At 55.8% G+C, this 13,977-nt stretch carries 13 protein-coding genes; 6 read left to right on the top strand and 7 right to left on the bottom strand.

From position 1 onward, the window contains the following. Nucleotides 1–28: 28 nt before the first annotated feature. On the bottom strand, nt 29–961 hold the full coding sequence (locus tag TH2_RS14965) for a histone deacetylase family protein (RefSeq protein ID WP_008891278.1): 933 nt from the start codon (nt 959–961) through the stop codon (nt 29–31). A gap of 307 nt (nt 962–1,268) precedes the next feature. Further along, the gene (locus TH2_RS21780; RefSeq protein ID WP_238538717.1) at nt 1,269–1,517 is read right to left on the bottom strand and encodes a hypothetical protein; all 249 of its coding nucleotides are present in this window, start codon (nt 1,515–1,517) and stop codon (nt 1,269–1,271) included. Nucleotides 1,518–1,650: 133 nt separating this feature from the next. Between TH2_RS21780 and TH2_RS14960 the strand changes: the two genes are divergently transcribed. Then, complete coding sequence (locus TH2_RS14960; RefSeq protein ID WP_008891276.1) at nt 1,651–1,968, top strand: ArsR/SmtB family transcription factor; 318 nt, start codon at nt 1,651–1,653, stop codon at nt 1,966–1,968. Nucleotides 1,969–2,044: 76 nt separating this feature from the next. On the opposite strand, the gene TH2_RS14955 is transcribed toward TH2_RS14960, so the two are convergent. The 4 genes from TH2_RS14955 to TH2_RS14940 all read right to left on the bottom strand — a co-directional run bounded on the left by TH2_RS14955 (nt 2,045) and on the right by TH2_RS14940 (nt 6,583). Next, a complete protein-coding gene (locus TH2_RS14955; protein ID WP_008891275.1) occupies nt 2,045–2,899 on the bottom strand; it encodes an EipB family protein in 855 nt (284 codons plus the stop codon). Next, complete coding sequence (locus TH2_RS14950; RefSeq protein WP_157194142.1) at nt 2,899–3,840, bottom strand: SPOR domain-containing protein; 942 nt, start codon at nt 3,838–3,840, stop codon at nt 2,899–2,901. Before TH2_RS14950 ends, TH2_RS14955 begins: the two co-directional genes overlap by 1 nt. 163 nt (nt 3,841–4,003) lie before the next feature. Further along, on the bottom strand, nt 4,004–5,791 hold the full coding sequence (gene aspS, locus TH2_RS14945; protein WP_008891273.1) for an aspartate--tRNA ligase: 1,788 nt from the start codon (nt 5,789–5,791) through the stop codon (nt 4,004–4,006). Between the two features lie 255 nt (nt 5,792–6,046). Next, entirely contained in the window at nt 6,047–6,583 is a 537-nt protein-coding gene (locus TH2_RS14940) for a SixA phosphatase family protein (protein WP_040824207.1), read from the bottom strand. Between the two features lie 201 nt (nt 6,584–6,784). On the opposite strand from TH2_RS14940, the gene TH2_RS14935 reads away from it, so the two are divergent. From TH2_RS14935 to TH2_RS14920, 4 genes are all read left to right on the top strand, one after another. After that, nucleotides 6,785–8,932 (top strand): RNA degradosome polyphosphate kinase, encoded by a 2,148-nt coding sequence (locus TH2_RS14935; RefSeq protein ID WP_008891271.1) that lies wholly within the window; start codon nt 6,785–6,787, stop codon nt 8,930–8,932. 46 nt (nt 8,933–8,978) lie between these two features. Next, nucleotides 8,979–10,460: an exopolyphosphatase gene (gene ppx / locus TH2_RS14930; RefSeq protein WP_008891270.1), complete on the top strand. Its 1,482-nt coding sequence runs from the start codon at nt 8,979–8,981 to the stop codon at nt 10,458–10,460. 97 nt (nt 10,461–10,557) lie between these two features. Beyond that, nucleotides 10,558–10,899 carry a hypothetical protein gene (locus TH2_RS21775; protein ID WP_008891269.1) on the top strand — a complete coding sequence of 114 codons (342 nt, stop codon included), beginning with the start codon at nt 10,558–10,560 and terminating at the stop codon, nt 10,897–10,899. After that, entirely contained in the window at nt 10,899–11,870 is a 972-nt protein-coding gene (locus TH2_RS14920) for a DUF1835 domain-containing protein (protein ID WP_008891268.1), read from the top strand. Before TH2_RS21775 ends, TH2_RS14920 begins: the two co-directional genes overlap by 1 nt. Nucleotides 11,871–11,893: 23 nt before the next feature. Here the strand turns inward: TH2_RS14920 and TH2_RS14915 are convergent, their stop codons facing one another. Further along, entirely contained in the window at nt 11,894–12,808 is a 915-nt protein-coding gene (locus TH2_RS14915) for a LysR family transcriptional regulator (protein ID WP_008891267.1), read from the bottom strand. A 101-nt stretch (nt 12,809–12,909) separates the two neighbouring features. Between TH2_RS14915 and TH2_RS14910 the strand changes: the two genes are divergently transcribed. Further along, a complete protein-coding gene (locus TH2_RS14910; RefSeq protein WP_008891266.1) occupies nt 12,910–13,776 on the top strand; it encodes an SDR family oxidoreductase in 867 nt (288 codons plus the stop codon). Nucleotides 13,777–13,977: the final 201 nt, after the last annotated feature.

The raw sequence follows: 13,977 nt of genomic DNA, 5'->3' as shown, positions 1-13,977 counted from the left end.
GTGATCTTTGAGTGATCTTGGGCTGCCCCTAATGTGCACCCATCAATGTCCGCACATGTTGCACGGCACTGGTTGCAAGAGACGGCAAATCATAGCCCCCTTCAAGCAAGGACACCACACGTCCACCACACTGTTCCTCGGCCAGATCCATCAACTGCTTGGTCATCCAGACAAAATCATCCGCCACATAGCAAAGCCCCGCCAGCGGATCATTCTTGTGCCCGTCAAAGCCCGCCGAAATGATCAGAAGTTCCGGCTTGAACGCGGCAATACCGGGCAAGACCGTCGAATTAAACGCCTCTTGCACTTCTTTTGTGCCCGATCCGGCAACCATGCCGACATTGAGGATATTGTTGGCACATCCGCGTTCGCTTTCCGCCCCGGTGCCGGGATAAAGCGGCCATTGATGGGTCGAGCAATAAAACAGATCCGCATCATTATAAAACAGGTCCTGCGTGCCGTTGCCGTGATGAACATCGAAATCCATCACCGCCACCCGCTTGATGCCGAATTTGTTGCGCGCATGGTGGGCGGCAATGGCGGCATTGTTAAACAGGCAAAATCCCATCGCCCGGTCATATTCGGCGTGATGTCCCGGCGGTCTGGTCGCGACAAAGGCATTCTTTTCATGCCCCTCCATCACCGCATCGACCGCAACACAGGCCCCGCCAACTGATCGCAATGCCGCCCTGCCCGACCCCGGCGAGACATAGGTATCACCATCAAGCGGCTCGATGCCGTGGTCGGGGATGCTTGCCATCACCTTGTCGACATAGGCCGGGTCATGCACTTTCTTGATCAGGTCGATATCGCCCAGCGGCGCTTCTTCGCGGTGAAGGAACATGAATTCCTCGGCCTCGAAAACGCGCTGGATCACGCGCAGACGATCGGCGCATTCCGGGTGTCCCGGGCCGGTATCATGTTCAATACAATCGTGATGGGTCACGAACAAAGTCGCCATTTTTCTGCGTCGCCTTCCTGAATGGTCCGATATGGTGCGGCGCCGGGACCAAGCCCGGGTCACGGGATCGCGTTGACCGCGTCCATTATTTTTATCCTGCTTTGCTTGTTCTAGCGCAAAACAGGACGCTTCTCTTTGTTCTAAATCAGCACATCACCGAACGACAAGGCAAGCTCTTTGGCCTTCGATCTTCGCATCATCTGGCTCGTGTCACGTCTGCTACTAATACTTTCACAGTTTTGCCGTTTTCTCGGGTTTGTATATGCTGGTATCGATTATGTTTCAAACCGAGCAAACGGGAACATAATCAAATAAAAACAGGTCCTGTCGGAATCGGTGCAAAGGTTTCATTCGCCCGCACACCGCCCAAGGGATCAAATTCGCGATTGCCAGAGAAAAATCTGGTGCATGGAAGAAAGTTCGACAGGCCGGATTCCGGCACAAACACCATCAGCCGCAGGACAGATCCGAGTAAACACTCTCTTGACAGATTTGTAATATACTTGAGAATAAGTTTACCGATGAATTCCTGTAATTTGTTGGTGGCAGAAGTCACTATCCTTTAGGTATTATTACCGCAGTGACTTCGCGCCAGTCGGATCAGAAGCCACCCGATGGCTCCGTCTGGTGATTTGTCGAATTTTCATTGGGACAATGGCCGCTTGCGGTCAGGCTCATAAGGAAGCCAAATGGAACTTAACAACTTAGAAGAAAAGGCCGAACAGGCTAGCACCCTGTTAAAGGCCATGAGCAATCAGAGCAGACTGCTTATCCTTTGCCAACTCAACGAAGGCGAAAAGTCGGTTGGCGAACTCGAACGCATTGTCGGGCTAAGCCAGTCCGCCCTCTCGCAGCATCTTGCACGCCTGCGTCGTGACAAGCTCGTCCAGACTCGTCGCGAAGCACAGACCATCTACTATTCGCTGAATGGTAACGATGCTCTGCGCGTGATCGAGACCCTCTACGGGCTTTATTGCAACGCCTCACGCAATTCTGCTGCTGCGTAAAACACCCGGGCACTCCCCACTAAAAAAGCCTGCCTTTTTTGGGCAGGCTTTTTTACGTCTGGATTTTAAAATCTGTCTATTGCGATCCGCATTCCGGCAGCGGCAGCTTGGTGACCTTGTCAAGGGTGCCCAGCACTTCAAACTCGCCATAGTCAAAACGCATACCATGCGCGACACCATTATCACCAAAATCAACCGCCATCTCGGTTGACGGGCCGTTTTCCGCCGCCCCAATCGGATAAAATGCCAGGTTCATGCGATGAAACGCACCGCGGGCAATCGCATCAGGATCGTTGGCGGTGTTATCGGCATCCTTGCTGCCTGAAATCACCACAGCCACCCGGTTGGTCGGGGTATCGCCGCTGCCATCAAACACCAGATCATTGGCAAACCGCACCCCGTCTTTCGCACGTTTCAGCAACACCAGCGAATGCTGGGTCGGGAACATGGCATCGGCCGGAAGCTCTTCCTCGACCTCGACCGGGATTTCGTAACTGACCTTGACCATGTCGTCCTTGCGGACCGCCTTGCCGACGATCTCGTCGACCTTGGTGCCATCAAGATAATCACGCATGCGGAAACGATATTCCGTCCCGTCGAAATCTTCCCACTGGGTCATGGAATAGGCCGAATTGATCGGCGTGCCTTCGCTGCCCTGAAGGATCATGATCTGCTGCATTTCCGTGACCCAGCCATCGCACATCTTCTCAAAGCGATAGCCCAGCACACCGGACGCATCCACGATCGAACTGCCCTGCTCGGCATGGCTCAGCTTGAAGTGATATTCCGCCACATGCGGCACGATGGCATCTTCGATGCCCGTCACATTACCAGCCTGCGCGGCACAGCCACCAAGACCCAAACAAAAGATCAGCGTTCCTTTAAGGGAACGCTGACGTTGCTTAATCTCTGAAAAAAATCCAGACAACATCACTCTCCGGTGGCGCCAACTCCAACAATCCAGGGATCTTTAACCCCCTTTTTGGCAGCAAGAAGGCGCAAATCATGTGCGTGTTCTGCCGAAAGCGGCCCGACCGCAACACGAAGATACGGTTTGCCCTTCACCTCGGCATTCAAAAGGCGCGGCTGGTATTCCTTATAAAGGCCCAGCGCCCTGTTGGCACGCGCTTCATCTGCAAAGCTTGCCAATACCACATAATCACCGGGCAGCGGCGCGGCAAGGTCATCCCCTGCAAGGGCGTCCCCGTCAAGTGCTGCATCCACCGGTTTGACCACCACATCATCCCCGTCCCCCATAACAGCCGGATCGACCAGTGCGGCGGTGACGGTTTCCTTCGGGGTGTCGATTTCGGTGGCCGGTTCGTCACTGACATAACCTGCAACCGCGGCATCCGCCTCGACCTGCGGGTCGATCGGGCCAAGGTCACTGCGATCAACGGCAACGTCTTCGACTTCGATCTGATCGCGTGCAGAGGCAACCTCAACCGCATCAACCGCATCATCCGCGGTCTTTTTCGGGGTCAGTGGCGGCAAATTGGTGGTAACAATCGCGTTGGATTTAAGCGCCGTCGCACTCGGGCGTGACCAATCTTCGGCCGGGGCATTTACCGCATAGATTTCCGGGCGGGCAACGCGCAGTTCCTGTTTGATCTCAGGCTCGCCCATCACGGCAAGGGCTGCGGCCTCTTCGGCCAGGATGGTTTCGTCGTCCTTGCAGATGGTCTGTTCGAGAAGTGGGCGATGCAACGCGCAATCGCGCTCGGCAACGAAAGAAACCGCATGGTCGGTTGTGCTTTTGCCGGTCGACACATAGCTGATCAAATCACCGGCAAGCTTTGCCACCGTCAACTCAATCGGACCACCGCACGCGCCAAGCGCCAAAGGTGCCGCCACCACAAGAATTTTTCTCAACAGGCCATCCCCCGAAGGATCGAATTTTCTTTTCCTCCGCTACAGTGGCCCAATGCCGGTTAATATTAGGTAACGATTGCCAATAGATTTCCCCAAAAGAAAACGGCCCGGAAAGCTCCGGGCCGCTTGTATCTTCAGTATTTCGGGCAAGGCCCCAAACACATCAGTCTTTTTTCGCTTTCGGCGGCAACTGCACACGCAGGTGCAATTCTTTAAGCTGCTTGTCATCGACTTCTGCCGGCGCATTCATCATCAGATCCTGTGCCTGCTGGTTCAGCGGGAAGGCAATGACTTCACGAATGTTCGGCTCATCGGCCAGCAACATGACGATACGGTCAACACCCGGGGCCGAACCACCGTGCGGCGGGGCGCCGAATTTGAACGCGTTGATCATGCCGCCAAAGCGGTCATCGACAACGTCCTTGCCATAACCGGCAATCTCGAACGCCTTGTACATGATGTCCGGGCGATGGTTACGAATGGCACCCGATGACAGCTCGATACCGTTACAAACGATGTCATACTGCCACGCCTTGATATCAAGCGGGTTCATGTTTTCCAACGCGTCCAGACCACCTTGGGGCATCGAGAACGGGTTGTGGCTGAATTCGATCTTGCCGTCGTCGTCTTCCTCATACATCGGGAAGTCAACAATCCAGCAGAACTTGAACATGCCCTCTTCGCGCAGTTCCAGCTCGTCACAAACCTTGTCACGGACCTTACCGGCGAACTTGGCAGCGGCCAGTTCCTTGTCACAGGCAAAGAATACCGCATCGCCATTGGCAACGCCGGTGATTTCCTTGATCTGTGCAATACGGTCGGCATCAAGGTTCTTGGCAATCGGGCCTTTTGCTTCGCCGTCTTCGCCGTAAACGATGTAGCCAAGACCAGCCGCACCTTCATCACGTGCCCAGTTATTGAGCTTGTCAAAGAAGCTGCGCGGGCGCGATGCGGCACCGGTTGCCGGGATCGCACGCACCACCGAACCTTTTTCGATGTTCGATGCAAAGATGCCAAAGCTCGATCCGCGGAACGGCTCGGTGACATCCGAAATGATCAGCGGGTTACGCAGATCCGGCTTGTCGGAGCCGTATTTCGCCATCGATTCATCAAACGGAATGCGCGGGAACGGATACGGGGTCACATCACGACCACCGCCGAACTCGACAAAGATGTCATGCAGAACCGGCTCGATTGCGGCAAACACGTCATCCTGGGTGGCAAAGGCCATCTCGAAGTCGAGCTGGTAAAACTCACCCGGCGAACGGTCGGCACGTGCGTCTTCATCGCGGAAGCACGGTGCAATCTGGAAATATTTGTCAAAGCCCGAAACCATCAGCAGCTGCTTGAACTGCTGCGGTGCCTGCGGCAGGGCATAAAACTTGCCCGGATGCATACGAGACGGCACCAGGAAGTCACGTGCACCTTCCGGCGAACTTGCGGTCAGGATCGGCGTCTGGATTTCAAGGAAGCCCTGCGCGGTCATTTTCTGACGCATGGCCGAAATCACCTGCGAACGCAGAACGATGTTCTTGTGCACGCTCTCGCGACGCAGATCGAGATAACGGTGACGCAGGCGAACTTCTTCGCCGTATTCGACATCGCCAAACACCGGCATCGGCAGAACTTCCGCCGAAGACTGAACTTCGATGTTCGATGCATAAACTTCGATCTCGCCGGTCGGCAAGTTGGGGTTGATGGTCTCGGCGGTACGTTTGACAACCTTGCCATCGACCGTGATCACGCTTTCAGCACGCGCTTTATCAAGCGTCTCGAACAGCGGGCTCGAAATATCGATCACGACCTGGGTGATGCCGTAATGGTCGCGCAGGTCAACGAACAGAAGGTTGCCGTGGTCACGTTTACGGTGAATCCAGCCAGACAGGCGAACTTCCGCATCGGCGTCAGTCGCGCGCAGCGCATTACAGTTATGAGAGCGAAAAGGATGCATTGTCATTCCAGGTTGCTTTGTATTTTGGGCCGCAAATTTGGCCGCAAAGGTGCATGCCAGACCCGCGCTGTCAAACAAAAAACGCACCACAACATGCCCGCCAACCAGTGATCCATGGCGCTTATGTGTGATGTTTCCCTCCTGTTCAAGCACGGCGTCCTAAATTTCAGCGGTATAAAACGCGCAGACAGGCCCTTCGTCAAGTGCCAGTAACGCAGACCAGCTAACGCACACCAGCTAATGCAGATCAGCAAATCATTCCGCGCTAATCTTGATCGCCTGAAGATCCTTGACCTTGATAAAGTCGATCAGCCGTCCACTGCCCGGTGTGATTTCGCCCCAGTGATCAACATCGAACTCGAAATGCGCAAGCCCGCAGGTCGGATATTTGCGCGCCATGATCTCGCGGGCCTCATCATTCCCACCACCATAAAGCGACTGGGCAAAAATCTCGATCCCCGGATTATGGCCGATGAACATCACATGCTTGGCGTCTTCATGGGTGTGATGCAGGTTTTCAAGCAGTACCCGCTCGCTGGCCATATACAGGTCTTCGTTATAGATCACGTCGGCATCGGTTGCGAAATCCCGCCCCAAAAGACCAAGGGTCTGCACCGCGCGCGCCGCCGTTGAACTCCAGATCAGGTCCGGCACCAGTTCATGCTGACGCAGATAGCGGCCCATAAAGGGTGCAGCCTTTTCACCACGACGGTTTAGTTCGCGGTCATGGTCGGCCCGACCCGGATCCGCCCAGCTTGATTTGGCATGCCGAAGCAACAACAGCGTTTTCATGTCTTCGTGTCTTAAGCAGTCGCGAACGATGATCAAACGGTGTTCTTCCATGCCATATCACACGCCGTGACGCCATTATAAAAACTGACACATAAATTTAAGAAAATTGCACCCACCCAAGCAGTTATCCTATACTCCATTTGCAACCGGGAACTGTAGCATAAGTTCAAGGACGTTCCCTCAATCCGCAGGAGGCATAGCGTGACACACGCCGCTGCAGTTCAGTCAAGCGCGATCACCATTGATTCGGAAAGCCGCTTCATTAACCGCGAATTATCGTGGCTGGCATTCAACAATCGCGTTCTTGAAGAGGCCCAGAATACCGGCCACCCGCTGCTTGAAAGACTGCGTTTCCTGTCGATTTCGGCCAGCAACCTTGATGAATTCTATATGGTCCGCGTCGCCGGCCTCGTTGGGCAGGTCCGCGCTGGCATGACCAAGGTCAGTCAGGATGGCATGAGCCCGTCCGAACAGCTGCGCGCCATTACCTTTGATGCCAACCAGTTGATGCAGGATCAGCAGCGCGTCTGGCGCCAGCTCAGCAGCGAGATGGAAAAACAGGGCATCTCGGTCATTGATCAGGGCGACCTGACCCAGACCGACCGCAAATGGCTTGATGGCTATTTCACGCGCGAAATCTTCCCGACGCTGACCCCGCTTGCCATCGATCCGTCGCACCCCTTCCCGTTCATCCCGAACCTTGGCTTTGCCATCGTCATGCAGCTGTTTGATCCGGCGGACGGGCACAATATGCGCGGGCTTATTCCGGTACCGCAAAAAATCGGCCGTTTCCTGCGCCTGCCGGGCCGCAATGAACGTTATCTTCCGGTCGAACAGGCGATCTTGCTCTATCTTGGCAAGCTGTTCCCGGGCTTTGATATGATCGAACACGGTTTCTTCCGCGTCATTCGAGACTCGGACGTTGAAATCGAAGAAGAAGCCGAAGATCTGGTGCGCGTTTTCAAAACCGCGCTGAAACGCCGCCGTCGCGGCAGCATCATCCGTCTTAAGGTCAACGCGGCAATGCCCGAAGACCTGCTTGATTTCGTCATTGATGAACTTGATGTCGCGCTGGAAGAGGTCGTCAAGGTCGATGGCCTGCTCGGCGTTGTTGATGTCAAACAGCTGATCGATTCCGATCTGCATCACGACTTGCTGTTCTCGCCCTATGCCGCACGTTATCCGGAACGGGTACGTGACTTTGGCGGCGATTGTTTTGCCGCGATCAGCAAGAAGGATCTGGTGGTTCATCACCCGTTCGAAGATTTCGATGTGGTGGTGCAGTTCCTGCTTCAGGCTGCCCGTGACCCCGATGTGGTCACCATTAAACAGACCCTGTATCGCACCTCGGAAAACAGCCCGATCGTCAAGGCATTGATCGCCGCCGCCGAGGCCGGCAAATCCGTCACCGCCATGGTCGAACTCAAAGCCCGCTTTGACGAAGAAGCCAACCTGCGCTGGGCGGCTGACCTTGAACGTGCGGGCTGTCAGGTGGTCTATGGCTTCCTTGATTGGAAAACGCACGCCAAGGTGTCGCTGGTGGTCCGCCGTGAAACCCACGGCCTTAAGACCTATACCCACTTCGGGACCGGCAACTATCACCCGATCACTGCCAAGTTCTATACCGATATCTCGTTCTTCTCGTGCGATCCGGCATTGGGGCGTGATGCGGCCAGCATCTTTAATTTCATGACCGGGTACGCCACACCGCGCTCGCTGGAAAAAATCGCGATTGCGCCGCATACCCTGCGTCCGACCCTGCTCACCCACATCGATCAGGAGATCGAGAACTGCAAGGCCGGCAAGCCATCTGGCATCTGGGCCAAGATGAACAGTCTGGTCGATCCGGTGGTGATTGATGCGCTTTATCGCGCAAGTCAGGTTGGCGTTCATATCGAATTGATCGTGCGCGGCATTTGCTGCCTGCGTCCGGGGGTTCCGGGTCTTTCGGAAAATATCCGCGTCAAATCGATTGTCGGCCGGTTCCTTGAACATTCGCGCATTGTTGTCTTTGCCAACGGGGCAAAGCTTCCGTCGCGCAAGGCCAAGGCGTTTATTTCATCCGCCGACTGGATGCCGCGCAACCTGAACCGCCGTGTTGAAACCCTGGTTCCGGTTGAAAATCCGACCTGTCAGCAACAGATTGTTGAACAGATCATGATTGCCAACCTGAAAGACACTGCACAGGCATGGCATCTGCAGCCGGACGGCTCTTATGAACGCTGCGAGGCAGGTGAAAATGCATTCTCGTCGCACAAGTATTTCATGACCAACCCGTCACTTTCGGGCCGCGGAAGTGCGCTGGATCAAGCCGACCCGAATGTTCCCGTGCTACAGCTTGACGACTAAAGACGGCTAAAGACGACCAAAGACGACCAACAGGTGCCAACATCTTATGCTGACTGACCAACGGGCTTCCAACCGCATCGCGATCATAGATGTTGGCTCCAACTCTGTGCGGCTTGTCATTTTTGATGGCATGACCCGCGCACCGATGCCGATCTTCAATGAAAAGGTCATGTGCGGCCTTGGCCGTGACCCGGAAAACACCGGTCGCCTCAACCCCGAGGGGGTGGAGCTCGCCGTGGTCGCCATGCACCGCTTTGCGAAGCTGTTGCGTGCGATGAAGGTCACCCATGTCGATGTGCTGGCAACCGCTGCTGTGCGGGCTGCCAGCGACGGCAAGGAATTCTGTGATCGCGTGGCATCGGAAACCGGTCTTACGGTCAAGGTGATTGACGGCCTTGAAGAAGCCCGCCTGTCGGCCCTTGGCATCATATCGGGCGACCCGATGGCATCGGGCATCATGGGCGATATCGGTGGCGGGTCACTCGAACTGGTTTTGCTGGATCAGGGGGAGATCAAAAAACGTGTCAGCCTGCCCTTGGGTGCGATGCGCCTGCATACAGTCTTTGGCTCTGACCGGGCCCGTCTGACGGCTGAAATCAATCAGCACCTTGATACGGTCGATTGGCTGGCAGAGGGCAAAGGCCAACAGCTTTATGCCGTTGGCGGCTCCTGGCGATCAATTGCCAAGCTGTTCATTGCCCAGGAAAACTATCCGATTTCGGTGGTGCATAACCTTGCCATGCCGCAATCGGAAATGGCCGAACTGACCCACATCATTTCCCAGCAAAGCCGGGTGTCGCTTGAAAAGATCGGCGGTGTGTCCAAACGCCGTATCGACAGCCTGCCGCATGCATCGCTTGTCATGAACATGCTGATGACCCGCATGAAGCCAAAGGAAGTTGTCTTTTCCGGCCACGGGCTTCGCGAAGGCTGGATGTATGAAGTCCTGCCAGAAGATCTGCGTCAACGCGACCCGGTGCTTGAAGCCTGCTTTAGCTTCGCCGAAGACGGCGAACGGTTCCATCAGCACGGCGAAGAAGTTGCGCAATGGTGTGCGCCGATCTTCTCCGAACTGCCGGTCAATATCGAACGGCTGCGTTTGGCGGCCTGCATCATCGGGGATATCGGCTGGAACGAACATCCCGATTACCGTGCAGAGCAAAGCTATAACCGCATTCTGCGCCACCCCTATATCGACCTCAACCATCACGACCGCGTGTTCCTCGCCTACACCATCGGCTCGCGCTATACCGGCAATTTCAAGGGCGATGAAGCCAGCGACCGCATCCTCAGCGACGAGGACCGCCTGACGGGCCGTTTGTTTGGCCATGTCATTCGCTTGGGTCACACGCTGTCTGGTGGCGTCGAAGGCATCTTGCCACAAACACAATTGCTGCTCGAAGAAGGCAAGCTGATCTTGCAATTCGAAAAGCAGGCATCGGCCCTGTATGGCGAAGTCGTTGAACAACGTTTGTCGAAACTGGCCAAGCTTATGAACCGCGAAAGTATTGTCCGCCTCGCCGACTAGCGCCCAAACACGTACAATCAGACCGCGCATTTTATTGACGCCCCACACCAAAACCGGCACGATCATCGATCTCTTTTCTGATCAGGAGTGCCGTGTCATGACCGACACCAAACAGCCATCCGATCACACCGCGCGTGACATCGTGGGCGCACTGGCGCACATGTCCTTTCAAACGCTTTGTCAGGAAATAACCGTTCTGCCAGATACCGACGAAGACATTGAAAAGCTTCGCGCTGCCGCCCGCGATGATGAGAAATCACTGATTGACCTGCTGATCGCGCTGCGGTCTGCCCGACTTGGTGACATTGCCCCCTTGTTTGCCAATCCGGACGACGATCCGGCCAATGCCAAAATCGCCGCATCCGATGTGCCCGACAACATGCTCTCATTGCTAAGTGCCCTTCGGGCGAGCACGGGCGTCCCGGTCCCAGGCGAATAATGAAACCACTCGACACCCAAGCCACGCTGCATGTCCGTTGCGGATCCGATATCCGCGATGGCCTCAAGCAGGCAGGCTTCATCGGCGATTTTCTGGAATTCTCCGATCCGTTTTGTCAGGGCCCGGTGCCCGATCTGCCACGCGATGCCTTCATCGAAACCCGTGCGGCCTTTATTGCCGGTGCTTACGACCTGCCCGGTGAAGCAGCACTTGAACGCCTCAGGCGTGAATATGATGCGCTGGGTCGCCTTGGGCAGTATGACCATGTCGTGCTCTGGTTCGAACATGACAGCTACGATCAGCTGATCCTGGCCTTCCTGATGGATGCCATCGCCACCATCCAGCCCGAAACCAACATCGACGTCATCTCCGTCAACCACGCGCCCGCGTCCGAAACCATCGACCGCTTCATCGGCCTTGGTCAACTCTCCCTCGATGGTCTGATCTGGTGCTGGAACACTCAACGCACGCCGCTTAACAGCGACATGCTGACATTTGGCAGCAAAGTCTGGAAGGCACTCCGCCAAGACACCCCGAAAGACCTCAAAACACTTGCGGAAGCCAGCAGCGCGCCCCTGCCCCACATGCCAGAGGCCGTCAAACGCCACCTCGCCGAACTGCCCGACCCGCAAACCGGCCTAAGCCTGACCCAAAAACTCACCCTGCAAATCATCAAGGATCATGGCCCGCTTCCGGTCGGCAAGGTCTTTGGCCACCTGATGCGAAGCGTTGATCCACTTCCCTATCTCGGCGATCTGATGTTCTGGTCAGAAATTCAGTGGATGATGGACTGCCAGGACCCGCTCTTCACCCTCACGCCCGCCACCCCCAAAACCAACTGGGCCGAACGCACCATCACACTCACCAACACTGGCCACGAGACCTTGGCTGGCAAACGAAATTTCCTCGATAACTTTACCGGCGTTCGTTGGGTTGGCGGCATTCAGATCACTCCGTCGGCCACGTCATAAAAGAGGCACTTTATCGCCTGCTGTTACCCCAACCCGCGCGACGCTCGGAAAATCTCGCTTCGCAGCCATTTATGTGCGGCATTGGCGGCGTTGCGGACGTGCCAGTATTGGGCAAAGCCATATTCGCGGAACGCGATCGGCAGATCGAACTGGCCGAAATCCTGCATCATGGAGCCTGCCAGGCGCGATGGCAGGGTGGCGATGATGTCGGTGCCACGGATCAGGTTGGCGACACTGGCAAAGGTCGGCACCTGAAGCACTGTGCGGCGTGATCGGCCAAGGCCACGCAGAATGTCATCAATTTCCGAACTGTCATTGGCCCCGATCATCACCCGCGCATGACTTGCTGCACAATACCGGTCCAGCGTATCGGGCGGCCCGTCGTGAAATGCCGGATCATAAAAGCACCGCATCCGCTCGCGAAAAAGGCCCTGGCGCGCGATATCGCCATGCTTGCCCGATTGATTAATCGTGATCGCATGATCAATCGTGCCATCGCGCAGCCATTTGACCATGCGGTCTACCCCCGGAACCGATACGACCTGAAGCCGCACATCCGCAGAACAGTTTTGCAACCGCTTCATCAGCGCCGGCAGGATCACCGCCACCTCGTAATCATTAGCACCAAGCACAAAGCGCGCAGAATGATCGGCATTATCGGGATCAAACGCCACCACCCGGGTCAGGCCGCGCATCCCTTGCAACAACCCACGCACCTGTGGCGCAATTTCGTCGGCATGGGCGGTCGGTGCAACTGATCTACCTGACCGGACAAACAACGGATCGCCGATAATCTGGCGCAACCGATCCAGCCCGTGACTGACCGTCGGTTGCCCGACATCAAGACGATGTGCGGCGGCCGTCACCGATCCCTCGTCATAAATCGTCAGGAACAGCCGAAGCAGGCGACAATCAAGATCCAATTCATCGATTTTCATGTATAAGTATTATCATACCCATCGAATTGATCATATGCATTATTGGGTCCAGATTTCTCCCATGAACAGGCGATGCCTGACCCCTTAACGGAGAAACTGACATGACCATCCTTATCACCGGCGCCACCGGCCAACTCGGAAGCCTTGTTGTCAAACATCTGCTCGATCGCATCCCGGCAAACGACATCGCCGTCAGTGTCCGCAAGCCTGAAAAGGCCGCAGACCTGAGCGCCAAGGGCATTGATGTCCGCGCGGGCGATTTCAATGACCTTGCCCTGATGACCAAGGCCTTTGCCGGTATTGACACAGCCCTTATCATCTCGGCCGAGGACGACAACGAAACCCGCATCAAACAACACCGCACCGCTGTCGATGCTGCCAAGGCCGCAGGTGTCAAACACATCGTCTATACCGGTATTGTCGATCCCAAGGCGGATGCCGATTTCACCTATTCGGCCATTCACCTTGATACCGAAAATTACATCCGCCAAAGCGGCCTCGCCTTCACCATTTTGCGCAACAGCTTCTATGCCGATCTTCTGCTGGCCGGTGTACCGCATGCGCTTGAAACCGGCGATTTTGGTGCCCCGGCCGGTGATGCCAAAATCACCTATATCCCGCGCAATGACCTGGCAGAAGCCGCCGCCGTGGTCCTCGCCAAGCCGTCTGATCACGTCAATAAAATCTATGACCTGACCGGGACCAAGGGTGTGACGCACGCCGAAATTGCCGGCTATATCGCAGATGCCACCGGCAAGCCCGTCAAGTTCGTCGACCTGCCGGCTGAGGTCCATACCGGCATCCTCAAAAGCCTCGGCCTGCCCGATCACCTGATCGAAGCCCTTGCGGGTCTCTATGTCGGGGCGAAGAAAGGCGACTACGAATCTGTCAGCAACGATTTCGAAAAGGTTGTCGGGCGCAAGCCACAATCGGTTGAGGATTTCATCAAATCCGCCCTAGCAAGCTGACCCAACCCCATTACCAACACACAAAAACGGGCCCCGAAAAGGGCCCGGCAAGTTTTCAGGGAGGCATCAGAAACGGACCAAACGGTCCCAGACCTTCAGGGGGTAAAGGTCAGCAGAGAAGAGACAAAAAGCACGGCGGTCGAGGTAATCGAAAAAGCGATATATTTGATAATCATGTTCAGGCTCCTTTGCGGGGGCGGG

The organism is Thalassospira profundimaris WP0211 (assembly GCF_000300275.1).
GTDB classification, from domain to species: Bacteria; Pseudomonadota; Alphaproteobacteria; order Rhodospirillales; family Thalassospiraceae; genus Thalassospira; species Thalassospira profundimaris.
This window is presented reverse-complemented; position numbering and strand designations above follow the sequence as displayed.

Coding starts and splice junctions, on each gene's coding strand:
- TH2_RS14965 (WP_008891278.1), bottom strand. CDS start 961: ATGGCGACTTTGTTCGTGACCCATCACGATTGTATTGAACATGATACC.
- TH2_RS14960 (WP_008891276.1), top strand. CDS start 1,651: ATGGAACTTAACAACTTAGAAGAAAAGGCCGAACAGGCTAGCACCCTG.
- TH2_RS14955 (WP_008891275.1), bottom strand. CDS start 2,899: ATGTTGTCTGGATTTTTTTCAGAGATTAAGCAACGTCAGCGTTCCCTT.
- aspS (WP_008891273.1), bottom strand. CDS start 5,791: ATGCATCCTTTTCGCTCTCATAACTGTAATGCGCTGCGCGCGACTGAC.
- TH2_RS14940 (WP_040824207.1), bottom strand. CDS start 6,583: ATGAAAACGCTGTTGTTGCTTCGGCATGCCAAATCAAGCTGGGCGGAT.
- ppx (WP_008891270.1), top strand. CDS start 8,979: ATGCTGACTGACCAACGGGCTTCCAACCGCATCGCGATCATAGATGTT.
- TH2_RS21775 (WP_008891269.1), top strand. CDS start 10,558: ATGACCGACACCAAACAGCCATCCGATCACACCGCGCGTGACATCGTG.
- TH2_RS14920 (WP_008891268.1), top strand. CDS start 10,899: ATGAAACCACTCGACACCCAAGCCACGCTGCATGTCCGTTGCGGATCC.
- TH2_RS14915 (WP_008891267.1), bottom strand. CDS start 12,808: ATGAAAATCGATGAATTGGATCTTGATTGTCGCCTGCTTCGGCTGTTC.
- TH2_RS14910 (WP_008891266.1), top strand. CDS start 12,910: ATGACCATCCTTATCACCGGCGCCACCGGCCAACTCGGAAGCCTTGTT.